13 protein-coding genes are annotated in these 19567 nt (G+C 47.1%); 12 read left to right on the top strand and 1 reads right to left on the bottom strand.

The window, feature by feature from the left end; translation table 11 throughout:
- Positions 1 to 264 precede the first annotated feature (264 nt).
- Together V513_RS08970 and V513_RS08965 are read left to right on the top strand one after the other, a co-directional pair.
- A complete protein-coding gene (locus V513_RS08970) occupies positions 265 to 1593 on the top strand; it encodes an ATP-binding protein (RefSeq protein ID WP_099772461.1) in 1329 nt (442 codons plus the stop codon).
- A 342-nt stretch (positions 1594 to 1935) separates the two neighbouring features.
- Positions 1936 to 3027 carry a Fic family protein gene (locus tag V513_RS08965; protein WP_218962702.1) on the top strand — a complete coding sequence of 364 codons (1092 nt, stop codon included), beginning with the start codon at positions 1936 to 1938 and terminating at the stop codon, positions 3025 to 3027.
- Positions 3028 to 3494: 467 nt separating this feature from the next.
- Here the strand turns inward: V513_RS08965 and V513_RS08960 are convergent, their stop codons facing one another.
- A complete protein-coding gene (locus V513_RS08960; RefSeq protein WP_099772459.1) occupies positions 3495 to 4052 on the bottom strand; it encodes a hypothetical protein in 558 nt (185 codons plus the stop codon).
- A gap of 151 nt (positions 4053 to 4203) precedes the next feature.
- On the opposite strand from V513_RS08960, the gene V513_RS13870 reads away from it, so the two are divergent.
- The 10 genes from V513_RS13870 to V513_RS08905 all read left to right on the top strand — a co-directional run bounded on the left by V513_RS13870 (position 4204) and on the right by V513_RS08905 (position 19566).
- Positions 4204 to 4563: a hypothetical protein gene (locus V513_RS13870; RefSeq protein WP_180274853.1), complete on the top strand. Its 360-nt coding sequence runs from the start codon at positions 4204 to 4206 to the stop codon at positions 4561 to 4563.
- An 812-nt stretch (positions 4564 to 5375) separates the two neighbouring features.
- Complete coding sequence (locus V513_RS08955; RefSeq protein ID WP_099772458.1) at positions 5376 to 6359, top strand: LacI family DNA-binding transcriptional regulator; 984 nt, start codon at positions 5376 to 5378, stop codon at positions 6357 to 6359.
- Positions 6356 to 8167 carry an amylo-alpha-1,6-glucosidase gene (locus V513_RS08950; protein WP_099772457.1) on the top strand — a complete coding sequence of 604 codons (1812 nt, stop codon included), beginning with the start codon at positions 6356 to 6358 and terminating at the stop codon, positions 8165 to 8167. The genes V513_RS08955 and V513_RS08950 overlap by 4 nt, the downstream gene beginning before the upstream one ends.
- Positions 8168 to 8182: 15 nt before the next feature.
- On the top strand, positions 8183 to 9397 hold the full coding sequence (locus V513_RS08945; RefSeq protein WP_099772456.1) for an extracellular solute-binding protein: 1215 nt from the start codon (positions 8183 to 8185) through the stop codon (positions 9395 to 9397).
- 57 nt (positions 9398 to 9454) lie between these two features.
- Positions 9455 to 10621, top strand: coding sequence for a carbohydrate ABC transporter permease (locus V513_RS08940; protein ID WP_099772455.1), 1167 nt, complete (start codon positions 9455 to 9457; stop codon positions 10619 to 10621).
- A gap of 12 nt (positions 10622 to 10633) precedes the next feature.
- Positions 10634 to 11518: a carbohydrate ABC transporter permease gene (locus V513_RS08935; RefSeq protein ID WP_014731204.1), complete on the top strand. Its 885-nt coding sequence runs from the start codon at positions 10634 to 10636 to the stop codon at positions 11516 to 11518.
- Entirely contained in the window at positions 11518 to 13131 is a 1614-nt protein-coding gene (locus V513_RS08930; protein WP_257212033.1) for a glycogen debranching protein, read from the top strand. The genes V513_RS08935 and V513_RS08930 overlap by 1 nt, the downstream gene beginning before the upstream one ends.
- Before the next feature lie 2439 nt (positions 13132 to 15570).
- A complete protein-coding gene (locus V513_RS08915; RefSeq protein ID WP_099772452.1) occupies positions 15571 to 17247 on the top strand; it encodes an ABC transporter substrate-binding protein in 1677 nt (558 codons plus the stop codon).
- 481 nt (positions 17248 to 17728) lie between these two features.
- Positions 17729 to 18721, top strand: coding sequence for an ABC transporter permease (locus tag V513_RS08910; protein ID WP_099772451.1), 993 nt, complete (start codon positions 17729 to 17731; stop codon positions 18719 to 18721).
- Positions 18718 to 19566: an ABC transporter permease gene (locus V513_RS08905; RefSeq protein WP_099772450.1), complete on the top strand. Its 849-nt coding sequence runs from the start codon at positions 18718 to 18720 to the stop codon at positions 19564 to 19566. The genes V513_RS08910 and V513_RS08905 overlap by 4 nt, the downstream gene beginning before the upstream one ends.
- Position 19567: the final 1 nt, after the last annotated feature.

Below are 19567 nucleotides of genomic sequence, written 5' to 3'. Positions count from 1 at the left end.
CAAACATCGTTGTCCAGTAGCGGCTTTCCCGTAGCTCTCACTGCGTTATCGAACAATGGGTTTTTGAAAGTTTCTCTTGCGTCATTCCTGTGAGATTCCTCACTTTGTCATCCCGAACTTGTTTCGGGATCTAGGCTTTCGAAGGGGCCTTAAATTTCTTATTATAAGATCTCTTCAAAAATAAAGTAAAATAGTGTTCTATATACTGGTCACTTATGCTACAATGTGTTTGTTATAAAGGTCAATTTTTGATAGGTGGTTGATATGACAGACCAACAGATGTTTTCCGTCCTTGCTAGATGGAATTACTGGGAAGATCGGTCTTTGCCGGAACTTGTTTACAGAAGAGAGATCGGTGAGATTGAAGAATTTCTCGACAGTAATTTCGTGCAGATTGTAAAAGGACCACGACGGTCAGGCAAATCATCTCTTCTTAAGCTTGTGTACAGAAAGCTCTTAGAATCTGTTGATAAACTCTCCTTTCTGTTCTTGAACCTTGAAGATGTCTCTCTCTCTATGGAAGAGAAAACACCGGTCCTTCTTGAAAAACTCTACAGGCTTTACAGGCAGAGGGTCAATCCCGTTGGAAAGACCTACATGTTTGTCGATGAGATCCAGCATATACGAGGCTGGGAGCAATGGATAGAGACTTACAGAGAGTCAGGAGAGGTCAAATTCATTGTTACCGGCTCATCTTCAAAGCTCTCTTCCAAAGAGCTTGGAACGCTGTTGACAGGAAGGCACATAGATCTGACTCTGTTGCCCTTTTCGTTCCCAGACTTTGTGCGATCGAAGGGAATTGAAGTCTCCTCGCTTTCAATTGAACTCAAAAGTGATCTCATCAAGAATCTGCTGTTCAGTTATTTGGATTCCGGAGGCTTTCCTGAGATTCTCTTTAACTCCCCGAAAGAAAATGGGACAAAGATTCTCGAGGCATATTTCGACGACATCATATACAGGGACATCGTAGAGCGTTGGAATATCAGAGACGCTCTGCTTACAAAGAGAATCGCGCTCTATGCTCTGAAAAACAGCGGAAATCTCTTGAGCTACAGAAAAATACAGAAGGCTCTCGAACAGACCTCGGGAAAGACTTCAACCAGCACAATTTCGGAGAACATGTCGCACCTATCGGAAGCATACATATTGTTTGAAGTAGAGCTTCATACGAATTCCGTCAAGAAGGCCCTAATCAACCCAAGAAAAGTATATTCCGTCGACACTGGCCTGAGAAAAGCCGTTGTCAAGCCGCTCACTGATGACTATGGAAGAGATGGAGAAAACATTGTCTTTCTAGAGCTCTTGAGGCGGGGCTATAAAGTGACTTTCTGGAAGACTGACAAAACCGAAGTTGATTTCGTCGCCTCTGGAAGAACTGGCGATCTGGTCATCAATGTCACAATGTCAAATCTTGATGATCCCGCTTTGAGAGAACGTGAACTCCGGGGATTACTCGAATTCGAGGGCGACAGATCGCGCAGGATACTTCTCAACAGCGACATTGAAGATACGCTGAAGATTCACGACAAGACCATTGAGCTGATCCCTCTCTGGAAATGGCTTCTTATTGAGGATTTCCTCCCAAGAAGATAATCTACACTATTTCTGACAAGTTTTCGTAAACGCAAAGGGCTTCATCTGAACTCAACGATCTGCTGGTATTTTCAGACAGATTCATTTGGAAAGATGCCTTCTGTCCTCTCAAGCGCTCTCGATCATATCTATGGACTGGTTTATGCTTTGGGACGAAGGTACGAAGGAAGGCTCCTATTTCACCATAACGGTAAGTGCAGTTGTGGAATGATTTTGATCTTCACACCTCTATTCTCTTCGCTCTGGCCTCTAAAGTGATCTTTGATTTCCATTTATCGGAAATATATCGGCAGTTTATCGGAAATCTAGTATAATTGAACTGCGATGAGAGGAGAGATACTTGTGAGAATCAAGTGGGACCCACGGTATTCAATTACCGACAAGATAGCGGCCGATCTCATGACAATAGAAAAGATAAAGGTTCAACTGGAGAACGCGCAGATTCCTTTAAGCTCTCTTGCAAGAATAAGAGAGAGCGCAAGAATCCGATCAACACACTTTTCAACACAGATAGAAGGTAATCGCCTGACTCTTCAGGAAGCGCGCGACGTCGTGAAGAATCAAAGGATTATCCAGGAAAGAGCTAGAGACTCAAGAGAAGTGAAGAACTATTGGGATGCTCTCCTCAAAATCGAGGAGTGGGCTAAGGAACTCAGACCGTTCGATGAGTTCCTCATGAAGAAAACGCACTCGATTGTCGAGAAGGGTCTCAGAGCAAAGCCCTCTGCTTACCGAACCGAACAAAACGTAATAAGAGACTCTCTCACTAATGCAATCATCTACCTTCCTCCGGAAGCTAAGGATGTTCCAGAGCTTATGGAAGGACTCGTTAACTGGGAGCATGAGGCCCGGAATATGACCCCGGTCCCGCTGATCGCAGCGCTCGTTCACTACCAGTTCGTTACTATCCATCCCTTCTACGACGGAAACGGAAGAACTGCAAGACTATTGTCCACCTTCATTCTTCAAAGGGGAGGTTATGGACTGAACGGAATCTTTTCTCTCGAGGAGTACCACGCTCGCAACCTTCGGCTCTACTACTCCTCTCTCATTACCCACCCCCACCACAATTATTACGAGGGGAGAGAGAAGGCCGATCTAACCGGTTGGGTTGGATACTTCGTGGAATTGCTTGCAAAGGTTTTCGAAGCAGCTGGAAAGGAAGTTCTCGCTCAAGGAGCGATTCCTTCAGACCCCATGCTCTTGAGACGACTTGACCATAGGCAGAATAATGTACTCTCCATGTTCTCTTCAAGAGATTCTTTGACTGTAAGAGAGCTGGCAAACAACCTGGGACTTTCGGACAGGATGGTCAGAAATATAGTGAATAAGTGGGTCCAAGAAGGCTTCCTCGAAGTGCTCGATCCCTCAAACAAGAATCGAAGATATGGATTGTCGGAAATATATCGGCAGTTTATCGGAAATGAGAGTTGAGGTTGATTTGGGGAATTTGTCAGGATCAGGAATCATTAAGAGAAGAGATCAATTTCGAAGATGAAGCAAAAGTTTTTGTTTGGCTTTTACCCAATGAATTCCAGATTAAGGGTTCCTTCAAGTATTGAATTGCTTCTCTTTATCTCTTCTTTCAGTTTTATTTGCATCTCATCACGTGAAGGCTTTTCAGAACAGTTAATTGTCAAGGATTTCTCCCTGCTTCTCTAGAGCCAAACCTCTCCTTCTGTTTGTATAAATATATTAAGCCAGTCCTCCAGGACAGAACTTGTCGGAATCATATGAACTTTCTGCAAGAATGCGCTTGAATCGCTTAAAGTATCAGCTATCTTTGGCGCCATCTTCGAATCCTGTGTCGATCCAATCGATTACTGGCTTGTTGTGAAGATCAATAGATGTGTGCGCCTTTCATCCATACTGCCACCCTTTGCTCGGCTTCGTCAAGACGGTCAGTTCCCCAGACTATGTTTGATGAAGTCTTCCACTTCCTGTATGAGTTCAGGCGTTTTGCAAGCCTTCTTCCAGTCATCCAAGACCCTTTCGAAAAACTCATCTGGAGCATCTTCGGCCCAGTCTTTGAACTGAGATGTTGATTCTTTACCGAACTGGTTTATTCCTTTCAGGATGCCTGCGCAGTAATTCTTCGCCTCGTTTTCCAGTGAAAGATCGAGATATTTGTTCAGTTCATTTGTGAATGGTTCTAAAGTCTCTTCGAACATTTCCCACGCTCTCTCTGATGGCTCCACATAACCATACCTTGTACTGCCTGATTGCTCCCAAAGATCCTCAACTTCAATTCCTTCCAACGCACAGTACACTTGAGAAGCAACGTTTTCAACATCTATATCACGCAGGTGTTCCAATGCAATTTGTTCAATACGTTTTGCAATGCTCCGATCTTCTTTGGCCAAGGCTTTCAGTATAAGAAGAGCATCGTGCCCGCTAATATTGTCAAGAACTTTCTCTTTATTCGTTTCTGCTCGATATTGCTTCTTGCTCCTATCCACAGTGGTTCCACCTCAACACCCGTGTCGTTATTCTCAGAAGATGTAGCTTAACTTGATTATACCTCACTGACAGTTAATTCGGATGATTGTGATCTCCACTGGAATTATGATGAGTACAGCGGATTCAGCACAGAAAAGGCCAGATATGCTAATGTCTGATCGGACAGTTTTGAAAGGGAAATCAACGGACCATAGTGAGGCCAGAATTGAGGAAGAAGGACGAGAAAGGATAAAGAAGGGTATGAAAACCGAGGTTAGAGGTCAGTGGTCAGAGGTTGGAAGAGCAACGGAAGCTGGATTACCGTTGGACGGTTCTTCGTTCACCGAGGAGAAGTTGTTCGTTCCAGAGAGAGGATCTGTTCTTCATGCTCTTTCGATGGACTGGACTTATCTTGCATCCCCTGCCTCTCTTATTCTAACAAACAGCGAACGACCAAGGACGGCTCTTCACAGCGCTCAGAGTCTCTCATGCTTTCAACTTGGAACTGAGAACTTGCAACTGATCTTTTAGCGTACAGCGGTTCTTAGGATAGAGATGCTGAAACAAGTTCAGATACGTTGAGCACGGGGTATCGATTACAGGGTATGGGGTCTCGTGAACAGAACCGGCAATCAATTCAGGGGCTCACTGCAACTGAAAAAAATTATCCGAGCAGCGGCTTCAAGAAGCCCCTCACAATGTCATCCCGAACTTGTTTCGGGATCTTGTTTTGATCCTCTCGGAGGACGGTAGACCGTTGACAAACAACGTGGTTTTCATCAGAGTCGGGCGGCTCTGCTCGAAGGATGGGCCAGCGGTCAGGGAGGACCAGGGAGACCTCAACAACAAGAGTCTATCTCCTGGTATCCTGATCCCCAAAGACGACTGAATTTAGAAAATGGAGTCACAACACCAAGGGATGGTAAGTGAGGTTTTTGTATTATTGGTTCACAGGCTAAATATTGGGCCACAAGGTTGCATGGCACTGATGCTTTTCGATATGGAGAGTGAAAACATAAGTATATAGTCCGCCGCAAGCTTCTGAACACATCGCTGTCAGTCTCTTGTCAATGCCCACAGCATCCCGCTCTGAAATTGGTAACCTGAAACTGCTCTCGAGACAACCGGCGAGACTACTCACATTTCTCATATCGAGAAATTATGGAATTCTGCCAAATTTTCCCGTACAGTGAGAAAAAACCGTACATTCGTCCCTATTAATGAATAAACAGGAAAAATGCCTGCAAATTGCCGGCGTTTGTGTTTGTTGTTAAAAACTAACTGTCTATATAATGTAATCGATTACATTGAAATCGATTACATCTTTTGCAGGAGTTGCTTATATGAACATTAACATTTCCAAAATAGCGAAGATGGCAAGAGTATCTACGGCGACTGTTTCCCGGGTAATAAACAATCCCGAGAAGGTATCAGCTAAAACCCGCGAGAGAGTTGAAAGTATAATAAGCAAGCTAGGCTACGTGCCAAATCAGCAGGCGCGAAGCCTTAGAAGCCAGCAGACGAAGATGATTGCGATTATTGTTCCGCACAGCGCCGATTATCTCTTCACATATCCGTATTTTTCGATTTTCTTGAGGGAGACCTCGCTCGAATTGAGTCGTCTCGGTTACCATCTTATTCTGACAACCGACGAACCACATAACTCCGTGATAGATACTTACCGTGTATTCACAGACAAAAGACTGGTGGATGGATTTGTGGTACTTGACTTGAAAAACGAAGACGAAAGAGTGGACTTTCTCAAATTGCGGAACATTCCTTTTGTGGCAGTCGGTAGAAACGAAAAAGATAAAGACATCTCATTTGTAGATACCGATAATGAAGGAGGTGCGTATCTTGCAGGGAAGCACCTCGCCCGAAAAGGTTGCTCGCATGTTCTCTTTATAAACGGCCCAGCCGATCAAAGCGTTTCTCTATGGAGGGAACGCGGCTTTCAAAAAGCGGCGCAGGAAATGAATTTCACCTTTCTCGGCCGCAATGGAGACTTCGTTGAAAAGAGCGGCTTCGAAATAACGAAAAAACACCTTGGCCAGTTCGACGGCATCTTTGCTGCTTCAGACCTGATGGCGATTGGCGCGTTGAAAGCCTTGAGGGAAGAGGGGGTTTCTCTGCCAGTCGTGGGATTTGACGATATTCCCATTTCATCAGACGTTTCGCCCTCTCTGACAACGATCCACCAGCCAATAGACGAGGTCGGAAGAAGGGCCGCTATCAATCTTATCAGACTCATATCCGAAGACCACACGGAAACGACGATTCTTCCGGTCGAGCTAATTGTCAGAGAATCCTCAGAGGTGAAAAGATGAAGGTTTTCAAGAACGGAAACCTCATGGTAGTTACCGATGACAGAGGGATCATCGACTGCGAGTATGAAAAGGCGGCCGGACTTTATCTGGAGGATACCCGTTTCATATCCAGAATGATATTAAAGTCCTCGCACAAGCTCAGAAGACTACACACAGATTTTTCCTGGGACAGAATTGAAACCCATTATCTGGGGCGATCAAAACCGGGAATTCCACATTACGATATCGCAGTCTCCGAATGTCTCCGGGCTGAAGGAAATGCTCTTCAAGCAGAGTTGACGGTGAGGAGTTATTCTCTGGAAGAAGTTCGGATCTCTTTCGAATATGATATCATTTGCGTCTTCGAAGACATTTTCTCAGTGAGGAAAAAGAATGACTCATACAATGAGCTCGAAAGCTCGAGAACTCTTTCCTCTTCTCCACCGAGGAGTTTTCGATATGAGACCGACCTCGAAAGGGATACCGTTGAGAACTCTCTGACTTCACTCTCTCTGGAAGTTAGACCAGGTCAGATTGAGAGAGTATCCGGGAAATTGAGGCTCGGCAAATATGTGAAAAAGGACGTTGTTTTCAAGAAGATGTTGTCCGAAAGACCGGTGAAGGATATTGCGCCTATCAAAAAGACTTCGCTGCTGGATGAAAGGGAACTGGGAGATCTGAAAATGCTCATGATTCCCACAGTCTACGGTGATTTTCCAGGCGCAGGCCTACCCTGGTTCGCCACGGTTTTTGGGAGGGATAGCCTTATCTTTGGCCTCCAGACCGTGGATCTTCTTCCTGAAATAACGAGAAATATCCTTACGGTGCATACTCATCTTCAAAGTAAAGAAGAAGACAGCCAGACCGAAGCACAACCCGGAAAGATCGTTCATGAAACCCGTCTGAATGAACTATCGCTAGCTGGAAGGCTACCTTTTGAAAGATACTACGGATCGATCGATGCGACGCTCTTGTTCATTATGCTCTCACACAGGTACTACTCGCAGACTAATGACTGGAACTTTATAAGATCTATAAAAAACAGCATCATGGCAGCTGCCAAATGGATCGATACTTACGCTGATCTAGATAACGACGGATACATCGAATTCGCACCTTCAGGCACCGGTCTATCTATTCAGAGCTGGAAAGATTCCGCCGACTCCGTGAGCTTCTCCGACGGTAGGCTGGCAGAGCCTCCACTGGCGCCAGTAGAGGTCCAGGGATATCTGTATGATGCCTTCAATTGTCTCGAAAAACTCATGACTCTCTTTGAGGACGGAGAAAGCGCAGCTGTGTATGCACTGAAGGCAGCCGCCCTGAAAGAAAATTTCAACCGGGACTTCTGGCTGGAGAGCGAAGACTACTTCGCTACGGCGCTGGATAAAAACAAGAAACCGGTCGATTCAATAACATCAAATCCCGGGCACTGCCTAATGACGGGCATAGTGGACGAAGATAGAGCCGAGGCGTTGGTGAACCGTCTCTTTTCCGATGAACTATACACCGGATGGGGGATAAGAACGCTCTCCTGCAAAATGAAGCGTTACAATCCATTCTCCTACCACAACGGAAGTGTCTGGCCGCACGACAACTCACTGATTATGCTTGGCCTGATAAAATATGGTTTTTGCGAAAAGGCCAGACAGCTCGCACGGGATCTGTTGAAAGTGAAGGACAAACATCATGACAATCGCCTCCCCGAGCTCTTTAGCGGTCTGTCAGTATCTGAAACATCTGGAAAGTTGATTGAATATCCAACAAGTTGCTCACCTCAGCTGTGGTCTATAGGAACTGTTCTAGTAATATCCAAGGCGCTGGACGCCTGAAAAGGAGGGTTTAGTATGAAAAGATTTCTATTGGTAAGTCTTGTTTTGTTAGCTGGACTCATGGTATTAGGGGTCACGAACATCAGAATCAGCGGCTGGCCTGGAAACCCTGTTGAAGAGGCCGTCATAATGAAGAACGTCGAGGAATTCAACAACATGCAAACGGATATCGTGGTCGAATGGCAGCCTATACCGGGGGACTTCAGGCAAATGCTTATCACCCAGTATTCTGCTGGCACCGCTCCTGATCTCTTCTATGTTGAAGCCTTCTGGTTCGAAGAACTGGCCAAGCAGAATATGCTCCTTCCACTAGATCTATACATCAAAAGAGACGATAGTTTCGACATCGACTGGTTCTACCCCAATCTCATCGAAGCCTTCAAGTACGAAGATAGGATCTACGGGATCCCGAAGGACTTTTCGACCCTTGCGCTTGTTTTCAACAAGAAAATATTCGACCAGTACGATGTCGCCTACCCTACAGACGAAGACACCTGGTTCGACATGCTTGATAAGGCTCTTCAACTCAAGAGAAAAGGCTTTGAAACCCCTCTGGTTCTTGCGGCCGATCTCAATAGGATACTACCTTTTGTTTATGGAACAGGCGGAGACATCGTTGACGAGGATCTAAACGTAGCTCTGGGTAAACCAGATGCCAAATTCGGCCTCAATTTCTATCTCGATCTGGTAAACAAGTACAAAGTCGCTCAGGAACCGGCAAACCTGGGTGCTGGTTGGATTGGAGAAGCTTATGGAAAGGAAAGGGTGGCTATGGCGATGACCGGCCCCTGGACCATCGGATTCCTCGCCGGCGATTACCCGGAAGTTCTGAAGAACACCGGTATAGTCGAGATGCCGCATCTTATTGAGAAGTCAACGATGGTTTATACGGTCTCCTGGAGCATAAACCGAACTACTCCAAACAAGGATGCAGCCTGGGAAGTCTTGAAATTCCTTGTTACGAAGGGACAAGAACGGTTTGTCAGCGAAGCGGGAGTACTGGCCTCCAACATACAGAACGCTGAAAAGGATACCGATCCAACGAAACAGGCATTCTACAGAGGCGCGGAGTATGGCACTCCCTGGAAGGTCAAGACACCCAGCGGAGTTTTTTCCAGAGCACACGACCAGCTCAACTCGTTGTTAAAGGATCTCTTCTATCAGAAAATCAGCCTCTCCGAAGCTTTAACCTTTGTCGAAGAGAATTATCCGGGCTGGGTAGCCGAATAACCTGTCTCTTGCCGGGCGGATTGCGATCCGCCCGGATCTCTTTAGAGGGGTGAGGATATGAAGCTGAATTTCAAAACGAGAGAAGCCATGGTTGGTTATCTCTTCGCAGCGCCTATAATAATCACCATCTTGATCTTCACGATCTATCCTGTTTTCGCAGGCTTGTACTACAGCTTCACCAACTACCAGCCCACGGAAGCCCAAAAATTCAACATGACCTTCGTCCCTGAAGAATCCGTTTCATTTCATCTGGGCGTTTTCCCCGATGAAGAAGGACTTGTCAAAAATGAGCTTCTCTCTCTTTTTGACCCGGTGACTTTCTTGACGCTGGATATGGGGGTAAAACTGAACGCAGAGCAAAAGGAAGCCGTAAGTAGCTTTCTAGATACGGACAAAATAGTAGAAGACTTTCTGGCAGGCCAGCTCAACAGTTCGGTATCTGTCAAAGACTTCATGAAGGAATACATGTCCTCAAAGAGTGAACTCTTCACGAGATACGTGCCGGAATTTGTAGGATTAAAGAATTTCAGAGAGATGTTCAAGGATCAGTATTTCTGGATCTCGTTAAAGAACGCCTTTGTCTATTCCATCGTAGTCGTACCCATCCAGACGTTACTGGCAATCCTCCTGGCCGTAGCCGCCAACATGAAAATCATGGGACAGAGATTCTTCAAGACGGTTTTCTTCCTCCCTTCAATTTCTTCTTCCGCGGCTATCTCGATGATCTTCTGGCTTATATACTCCAAGCCCGGCGTTTTGAACAGGTTCCTTTCAACGTTCGGGTTTCAGGCCGTTGACTGGCTCAATGAACCGAATACGGCTCTCGGAGCAATTATGGTGATGAACATATGGACCACAGCCGGTTACTTCATGATAACCTTTCTGGCCGCGCTGCAGAGTATTCCATCATCCATTTACGAGGCCTCCCAGCTCGATGGGGCGAAATTCTGGAAGACCTTCTGGAAGATCACTGTGCCCCTTCTCAGACCTCAGATGCTCTTCGTATCGATAATGGGAATAATAGGTTGTCTGCAGGTTTTTGACCAGATATACTTCCTAATCAAAAACATGCGAAATATAACGATTTCCTATTACATATACAAGAACGCTTTTGAATATCACAGGATGGGCTATGCTTCTGCGATCGCGATGGTCCTCTTTCTGATAATTTTCGCGATCACTGCCCTTCAGCGCAAACTGATAAAGGAAGAGTCGTATTTTTAAGGGGGCGATTACATGAAGAAAAAACTAAAGATTGGTATGATTATCGCCTACGTCGTGTTGATTCTCTATGCGGTCGTTTCGCTCTTTCCCTTCCTCTGGTCGGCCATAGTATCTCTCACTCCTATGAGATACACCGAAAACGGTGTGACAACGGGTACGGATATAATGAAGTGGCCTCCCGAGATAAATTTGTTTAAGTGGCCTCCGGAGTTTTTCGGAGCGCCCGCTACCGGCGAGAATTACGTACAAGTCTTCAAGATCACGCCCTACGCCAGATGGATACTTAACACGATCATCTATGCCGCGCTGGTAACAATTGGCCACCTTATCTTCGATGCCCTTGGAGGTTACGCCTTCGCTAGGTTGCGTTTTCCGCTGAGGGATCTGTGGTTCGCACTCTTTCTAGCCACACTCATGATCCCCGGTCACGTCACGCTGATACCCAATTACAACCTCATGGTGAGGTTCGGATTCGTGAACACTTATTACGGCCTCTTTCTCCCCAAGCTAACCGGTGTCTTTGGGATCTTTCTGATGAGGCAGTTCTTCATGGCTATTCCCAGGGAGATGGAAGAGGCCGCAAGAATCGATGGCGCCTCGATAATCAAGACTTATTTCAAAGTCGTCTTGCCAATCTCAAAACCGGCCATTTCAGCATTGGCAATATACATCTTTGTCGGCACCTGGAACGACTTTCTCTGGCCGCTGCTCATGACCTCGAGAAAGGAGATGTTTACCCTAACTGTGGGCCTTGATTTTTACCGGACAAGTTACTATACGTACTGGCAGTATATGATGGCAGCTTCCATAATGATGACGATTCCCATGATAATCATTTTCCTGATCTTCCAGAGGCAGTTCATAGATACAGGCGTTTCATCCGGGGTGAAAGGCTGATGGATAATTTTAACTACTACGTGGCAGGTAGAAGGGCATATTTTTTTGGAGGTATCGACGGAAACGCAGAAAACATTGGCTGGCACTTGAAGGGAAAGATGGGCGGGTTTTGGCTAGATAACTACAGGCTATTCTCTTCGTATTTTCTTTCGCTCAATGGAAAGAGGGTTTCGCCGACAGGCTTTCAGAACAAAGTCTCGGAACGAATTGTCAACTATCCCGGGGCCGACCTCCGGATTCTTGCCCACCCTGAACGGCCACTTATATCCATCAGAATTGAGAGTCGTGCCAGGATCGAGTTCTGCCTCAGACAGGAGATGGATCTAGTGTGGCTCGAAGACAGACCTTCTGGAAACATCTCGCTGAGAGTGGAGAAGCAAGACCGGGACACGATCGTATGGCGCGAATTAGAGGGCATGAGTTCTTTCGTCAAAGTGAACGGAAAGGCCACATCGGAAGGCGACTGGCTGAAACTCAGCAAAAGGGACAGTCTTGAAGCGGTTATTGCTCTGGGCAGACCCGGGAAAGAGGGTTACGAACAATACCTCCTTGAGCGGCAGGAACACAACCGTCGATATCTTCCACCATTCCAGGACACTATACCATTCTGGGCAAGGACTGGAGCTCTTGAACTCTTCTTCGAAAGAGACGTGGGATGCGGATTTGTCGCTGGACTGGGAGAGTTCCCCTGGTGGTTCGGGATCGATGGAGTCTATACCTGCCTCGGACTGCTCGAAACACCCATGCTGGAACTTGTGGGAAAGACAGTAGACAATCTCGCGAAATTTGGCAACGGCCTGGCCCCTCACGAAGTTACTACGGCGGGCAGGATATACGCTTACGGAAGAATGAACGAGATAATCGCTTTTGCCTATCTAGCCCTGAAGTATGCGGTAAAGACTTCCAAAAAAGAGTACTTAGAACTTGTGGACAACGCGCTTTCACATGTTTCCGGTCACCTTTCGCGAAAGCTGTATCCTCAGGGTGAAGGGATCGTAGAAGTACCCATCATTGGCGAATTTGCTCTGTTGGATTCCGCCTGCTGGCTATACTCTATGCTGAAAGAGCTACGCGACTCGAACATGATGAAAGATCTCAAAAACTCTCAGTTTGCGGCTTGGCTCCTTGAAAGATACGATCGTGAGTTTCTAAAAGACTGGTACGGCAAAGATGGCCTTTTTTACGATGCCCTCGCCGAAAAAAGCGAGAATTTCGAGGGTCACTTTATACAAATTTACCCACTATCCATGGGTCTCATCCGGAGAGAAATCGGGGAGAGATTGCTGGCAAAAATGGAGAAGATAGGCTACTTCAAAGAGCCGGGGCTGATACACTCGCTCCCTCTAAAAACCTTCGAAGCAGGCGATTATGGAGAGGGAGACAAAAACGATATTGTCTGGTCACTTCCCACTCTCCTTGCCATAGAAGCGGGAATTAGATACGGAAGGCCGGACCTTTCCGAAAAGTTCATCTTGTCTCTTGAGAACTCTCTAAAAAGCGAAATGTACGGGGCGTTACCGGAAATACTTCCCGCTGGCGGTTGTACGATCCAGGCCTGGAATGCCTATGCGATACCTTTGATCGAGCACATGAACTCCCCCTCCCCTGCTTAATGATAGAAACTCCAGAAAGGGCCGGTATTCACGCCTGGTTTTTATTCGAGAACACTGTCAAGGCACAAGACTGACAGCCATTATCGATGTGCCGACAGAGTCGAATCATTCGCTGAATTGGTAGCCAAGTCCCTGAAAAGTTTAATCACCGCCAGCCGGAAGGTGAGTATGCCGGAAGCAAGAAAATACTTGGTGGCTGGGATGCGCCGTATATCCAGTCACTCCTGAGATCGATAAAGAAGCAGAGCAAATCTTGCGTTTGTTGTTCCGAGAGTTCAGTTGCCGCTCTGGGGCAAAAACCTTCTGGACGACCCGCTTCTCAAAACATATTGAAAGCGACCGAAGACCACTTGTCGGGAAAGATAACGCTGCCCGAGTAGAAAAAGTGAATCCTCCGGTGCCACGTGGCTGCATGAGAAGCCGAAAACAATCCCGTTGCCCAAACCGATCAAAGAGCGATTGGTCAGAGCCCATCGACCCTGTACTCGGTGAGTCATTCTTTCGAGCGGGCTCTTATAGATAGTCAGCGGCTGCGTACGATACGCTTGGAACGCTCACACCCGTGAACAAACGGAACGGCTTGTTGAAAAGAATGTGAACGTGTCCTTGACGAGCTACGTAAAGTGTCGACCAAAAACTAACCAAACCCTTTGAAGATCAATTGAAAGACCTGAATGACAAGGATACTACGTCGCAGAAGTCCTCGCCTGATCGGGAAGACAAACCCAGAACAACCTGGACGCTTAGCAACGAAGAACCGTTCTTCCCGAAGGACGGGTTCTTGCTCTTGGAAGGACCAAGGTCGGGCTTCTTGATGACGGTATGTGACGTTTTCGTAATCGCCTAACATTGTCATCCCGAACTTGATACGGGAACCGAGGTTAGAGGTCAGTGGCCAGAGGTCGGAAGAGCAACGAAAGCTGGATTACCGTTGGACGGTTCTCCGTTCACCGAGGAGAAGTTTTTATTCGTTCAATAGCGGAAATCTCTTCTTCTTGGTTAGAGTCATGAAGCAGCAGCACCAAGATTCCGACCAGGAGCTTTGTCGGGATGACGACATTTGACGCTTTTTCCTCGGGACTTCAGCTTGAACTTGGAACAAGCAACATGCAACTGCTCTTCAAAAGACGGGTTCATGGTTTTGGACGAAGGACCAAGGACGGCTCTTTGCAGCGCTCAGCGGGCTCTTGATTTTAGCGTGCAGCAGCTCTTTGATCATCGAGATTCTGAATCAAGTTCAGAATGACGTGATGTGATGTTTTCGTGATCGCCTCACATTGTCATCCCGAACTTGTTTCGGGATCTGGTTTTTATCTTCTCGGCTGCGGAGGACCGTTGACGGGCAACGCGGTTTTCATCAGCGACCAGCGGGTTCTTGATTTTAAGCGTACAGCAATTCTTAGGAAAGAGATGCTGAAACAAGTTCATGACGCGGAGCGCGGGGTATCGATTAAAGGGTATGGGGTCTCGTGAACATAACCGGCTTAACAATTCGGGTTTTCTATGCACCTATGAAGTTATCCGGGCAGCGCGTTTGGGAAGCCCCTCACTCTGTCATCCCGAACTTGTTTCGGGATCTAGTGCCTTTGAGAAAAGTGGTTATGGATAGTAGATACGATAGCGTGTTCGAGATAACTTTCGAAGAAAGATTCTGAACCAAGTTCAGATGACGCATTGTGCCGGTTTTACGAAGCCCACTAGGTTTTCAAAACAAGTTCAGATGACGAAATGTGACGTATTCCCAATACTCTAGGCTGATCGTCCTCGTGTATTGACATAAGAGAGAGTATAGAATGAGGGTAGAGGGAGTACCCAGTTGTCACTGAAGTGCTCCTGTTCAGGATCTTGGCTTAGAAGGGATAAACGAGGTTAGAGGTTAGTGGCCAGAGGTTGGAAGAGCAAGAAAGTAGTCACCATTCACCGAGGAGAGCCATGAAGCAATACTATCGAGATTCCGACCAGGAGCTTTGTCGGAGTGACGGAATCTAGCCTTTTCGGAGTAACCGTTAGCTGTCATCCCGAACTTGTTTCGGGATCTGGGTTTGATCTTATCCAAGGACGGGTTCTTGCAATAAGGATTTCGATCCTAACGAACCGATACATGAAAACCATTTTCACAAGCGAGGATTTCATTTGGATCCTTTGAAAAACATTCTCCGCATAAAACGGCAAAAACAAATTCATCTTTGTCACTCTTTTGCGAGAGAAGAACACTTACACGAACTTCACTGAAGATAATTCAGATAATGCATGCGGAAGGCTACACGGTTTACCTTGAAATAGCGTTAATTATTTGTGAATGTAGAAAGCATTACGCATAGTTCGATGATAATTCCAGATTTCTGAGAAATATCGGCCTGAGATCGCTTTAATATGTAAATGTTTTCAGGAATATTATGTTAGCGGAGCCCTTAAGGCTAAGTAAAGGAGGTTGGGTATATGAAAAAGAGGTTCATTTTATTACTTCTGGCCATCATACTCGTTAGTAGCCTCGCTATTGGTCAAGTTTACGATCGAAAGGAAACTCTGTACGCCGGTGGAGGCCTTTGGAGTCCACCGAACAACTGGAATCCATTTACCCCATGGGCGATTATGACCGGAACCAACGGTCTAATCTATGAATACCTGTTTATGTTCGATCCTCTGAGCAACGAGATGATACCCTGGCTTGCAGTGGATGGAGGATGGATAGACGGAAAGACCTACGAGCTGAAGCTTCGAGACGGAGTATACTGGACGGATGGAGAGGAGTTCAATGCCGAAGATGTGAAATTCACATTCGACATCGCAAAGAAGTATCCCGGAGTCCATTACAGCTCCATGTGGAACTGGATGAAGGAAGTGGAGATAGTGGACAGACTGACTGTACGAGTCCACTTCACCGAACCGCTGTATCAGCAATGGTCTTTCCAGCTCTATCAGTTGCCTATGGTTCCCGAGCACATATGGAAAAACAAGACGGAAGCCGAAATTCTGACTGGAGCTAATGAGGGGCCCATTGGAACGGGTTGCTATACAGCCGAAGGTTACGGTCAGGACAGAATGATTTATTTGAGAAACGAAAACTGGTGGGCTATCGAGCAGCTGGGAATAAAGCCTACGCCCAAGAGAATAGTCTACCTCACCGTTTCGGGAAACAACGTAGCTCTCGGTATGATCTTCAAAGGGGAACTGGATATCAGTAACTTCTTCCTTCCCGGAATCCCCGCCGTCAAATCCGCTTACGGAATCCACACATATTTCGATGGCGCGCCTTACATGCTTTCCGACAATACGGCAGTTCTCTTTCTAAACAACAGCAGAAAGCCGATGGACGATGTTAACTTCAGGAAGGCCGTTGCCTGGGCAATAAACGCCGACGACATAGTCACAAGGGTTTTCGAAAACCAGGTAATCAAGTCTAACCCGCTTGGCTTCCTTCCTATCGACGCCTGGATGAAGTATTACGATGAAAAGGTTGTCGAGCAGTATGGATTCAAGTACGATCCATCGGTTTCCAAAAAGGTCCTTGCCGATGCGGGCTACAAGGACATTAACGGAGACGGATTCGTCGAGGCGCCGGACGGTTCCAAGATAGAGCTCTCTATAATAGTTCCATTCGGCTGGACCGACTGGATGGAGTCGATAAAGATAATTGCCAACAACCTGAACGCCGTGGGCATTAACGCAAAGGCCGAGTTCCCCGACTATTCGAGGTATCAGGACGAGCTTTACGGCGGCAACTTCGATATGGCGATAAACAACTTCAACAGCAACCTGTCTAACACAGTATGGAGTTACTACTACTGGCTATTCTGGGATATCAGAGAACAGCAGACTCAGGGCAACTACGGAAAATACAACAATCCCAAGGCCTTTGAGTTGATGGAAGCCTTCGACAGAACGCCCGTCGACGACTACGAGACTGGGCAGAAGATCATGTCGGAACTGGAAGAGCTTTTCTTAAAAGAGATTCCCTACGTTCCCCTCTGGTTCAACGGAATGTGGTTCCAGGCAAGTACCAATGTTTGGACCAACTGGCCGAGCGAACATGGCCCTCACTACTATCCATGTACGTGGAACGGAAAATGGCAGCTCGGTGGTATATTCATGCTGACAGCCCTGGAGGCTAAGTAGCAGAGTATAATCTTCGCCCCCATGGACTTCCGGCCCGTGGGGGCTTTTGGCAGACTGAGATTAAACGGTTTGGCTCATGCGAGATTCAACCTGTCATGTTCGGGCTCCCAGTGTTGTTTTTCGCTGAGCGACGAACAAGAGTGTTCTGGCAAGACGTCCGAATTCCGAAAGACAATAGCGATAATGGTACAGACTGGAGAGATCGAGATGCCGGACTGCCTATGAATATAAGGTTGCACCCGGGTCTTCATACGCGCAGTCTCTAGACATGATTAAAAAACCAACTTTCAGCAATTTATGAAGAAAGAAAAACCTGTCTAATCGCCTCTCTCTGTCAAACGAGAGCCTAAAGAGCCTCGAAATCTAAATGGGTGATCGGAAGGGATTGAGTATCGCACTTTCAACTGAAAATAACTTTTGGTTGGGCAAGAAGGCGAAGCTCTCCATCACGTGGGTAGGGTAAAGGAAGGAGACTCAGACTGTGGGAGCCTATTTCAGAAGAAAGATAATAATCTACCTGCTGACATTTGTATTTGCGGTTACGATAGACTGGATGATACCGCGATTCATGCCCGGCAATCCAATTACGAATCTACTGTCTAGGTTTTCCACCAGATCGGATACAACCGAGGTAATCGCCGGCTACCTTAACGAGATCTACGGGCTGGACAAGTCACCTCTTCATCAGTATTTCGCTTTTTGGGCGGGCCTTTTCAGAGGCGATCTCGGAGTCAGCTTATATGTTACAGGCGCTCCCGTTACGAGGGTAATAGCCAGGGCCCTGCCCTTTGATCTTGCCCTTTTGATTCCCGCAATAATGTTGAGTTATATAGCCGGGAACAAGTTCGGCGCCTTCGCCGCCAGGAAGAAGAAACTTGACGGCATCGTCTTGCCTATATGGTACGTGCTTACGGCCACGCCCTACATGTGGCTCGGTATACTTCTGGCCTGGTTCTTTGGGGTCGCGCTAGACGTTCTTCCCATAGCGGGCGCCTACAGTTTTTCAATGGTTCCCAACTGGAGCTGGACCTTCATCTGGGATTTCCTGAAGCACTGGATACTTCCCTTCAGCTCTCTCTTTCTCGTGCAATTTGGAGGCTGGGCCATCGGAATGCGTAACATGATCATCTACGAACTCGAGGCCGAGTATTCCAGATACCTGGAGTCTCTGGGTGCCTCGGGAAGACTGGTCAGACGGTATGCCTATAAGAACGCGGTCCTTCCTCAGATCACGGGACTGGCTCTCCAGCTAGGTGTCATAGTTGCCGGGGCTCTTGCTACCGAAGTCGTCTTTTCATACCCCGGCATCGGACATCTTCTAAAGGAAGCGATAATGAATCAGGATTACTTCCTAATACAGGGCTGTTTTCTGTTCATAATCGTCGGCGTGTTGTTGGCTAACATCATTCTGGATATCGCGTATATACTGATCGATCCGAGAATCAGGCACACGGCAGAAGGAGAGACTGTATGAAGACAAAGAATGAATTTCTATACTTCGCCCTGAGGAACGGACGTCTGAAGGTCGGCTTTTTCATACTGGTGATCTTCATCTTACTCGCGATCTTCGGACCTCTCTTCGCGAAGTACGGACCGCTCGATTATGCGGGGCCAGGTTACCACCCTCCTTCAAAAGAGTTCTGGTTAGGGACCACAACCTTCGGGCAGGATGTTTTCTCGCAGACGGTTTACGGGCTGAGATCAACCTTCCTGGTCGGATTGGTTGCCGGAGGTCTCGCTACGCTTCTGGGAGTCCTAATCGGCTTCGTAGCCGGCTACCATGGAGGCATGATCGACGAGCTGCTCAATATGTTGACCAATGTGGTCACCGTGATACCGACGCTGGCCCTCCTTCTAATTGTTGCGGCTTATCTGCCATACAGGGGAATACTCGTCCAGAGCATATTTATAGGGCTCACCTCCTGGCCATGGGCCGCGAGAGCGATAAGGGCCCAGACGTTTACTTTGAGAACGAGGGACTTTGTGGACCTCGCAAGAATAACAGGTATGAAACCCCTGAGAATAATCTTTGGGGAGATCGCTCCAAACATGATGTCCTATCTTTTCATGACCTTCATACTCCAGTTCGGAGGCGCCATTCTCGCGGCCGTTACGCTTGATTTTATCGGGCTCGGCCCGACTCAGGGGATCTCGCTCGGACTCATGATGCAGAATGCGGTTCTTTGGAGCGCAATTCAGCTCGGAATGTGGTGGTGGCTGATACCTCCCGGAGTAGCCATTACGGCTATCGTCGGCGCGCTCTACTTTATGAATACTGGACTGGACGAAGTCTTCAATCCTAAATTGAGGGAGCTGTAAC

The sequence above is a fragment of the Mesotoga sp. H07.pep.5.3 genome, assembly GCF_002752615.1.
In the GTDB taxonomy this organism is placed as follows: Bacteria; Thermotogota; Thermotogae; order Petrotogales; family Kosmotogaceae; genus Mesotoga; species Mesotoga prima.
Note: the sequence above shows the minus strand (reverse complement) of the source record. Positions and strands in the feature narration are given on the sequence as shown.

What these genes read in the sequence shown, in the direction of transcription:
- V513_RS08970 (WP_099772461.1), top strand. Translation starts at nt 265, where the DNA reads ATGACAGACCAACAGATGTTTTCCGTCCTTGCTAGATGGAATTACTGG.
- V513_RS13870 (WP_180274853.1), top strand. Translation starts at nt 4,204, where the DNA reads ATGTCTGATCGGACAGTTTTGAAAGGGAAATCAACGGACCATAGTGAG.
- V513_RS08955 (WP_099772458.1), top strand. Translation starts at nt 5,376, where the DNA reads ATGAACATTAACATTTCCAAAATAGCGAAGATGGCAAGAGTATCTACG.
- V513_RS08950 (WP_099772457.1), top strand. Translation starts at nt 6,356, where the DNA reads ATGAAGGTTTTCAAGAACGGAAACCTCATGGTAGTTACCGATGACAGA.
- V513_RS08945 (WP_099772456.1), top strand. Translation starts at nt 8,183, where the DNA reads ATGAAAAGATTTCTATTGGTAAGTCTTGTTTTGTTAGCTGGACTCATG.
- V513_RS08940 (WP_099772455.1), top strand. Translation starts at nt 9,455, where the DNA reads ATGAAGCTGAATTTCAAAACGAGAGAAGCCATGGTTGGTTATCTCTTC.
- V513_RS08935 (WP_014731204.1), top strand. Translation starts at nt 10,634, where the DNA reads ATGAAGAAAAAACTAAAGATTGGTATGATTATCGCCTACGTCGTGTTG.
- V513_RS08930 (WP_257212033.1), top strand. Translation starts at nt 11,518, where the DNA reads ATGGATAATTTTAACTACTACGTGGCAGGTAGAAGGGCATATTTTTTT.
- V513_RS08915 (WP_099772452.1), top strand. Translation starts at nt 15,571, where the DNA reads ATGAAAAAGAGGTTCATTTTATTACTTCTGGCCATCATACTCGTTAGT.
- V513_RS08905 (WP_099772450.1), top strand. Translation starts at nt 18,718, where the DNA reads ATGAAGACAAAGAATGAATTTCTATACTTCGCCCTGAGGAACGGACGT.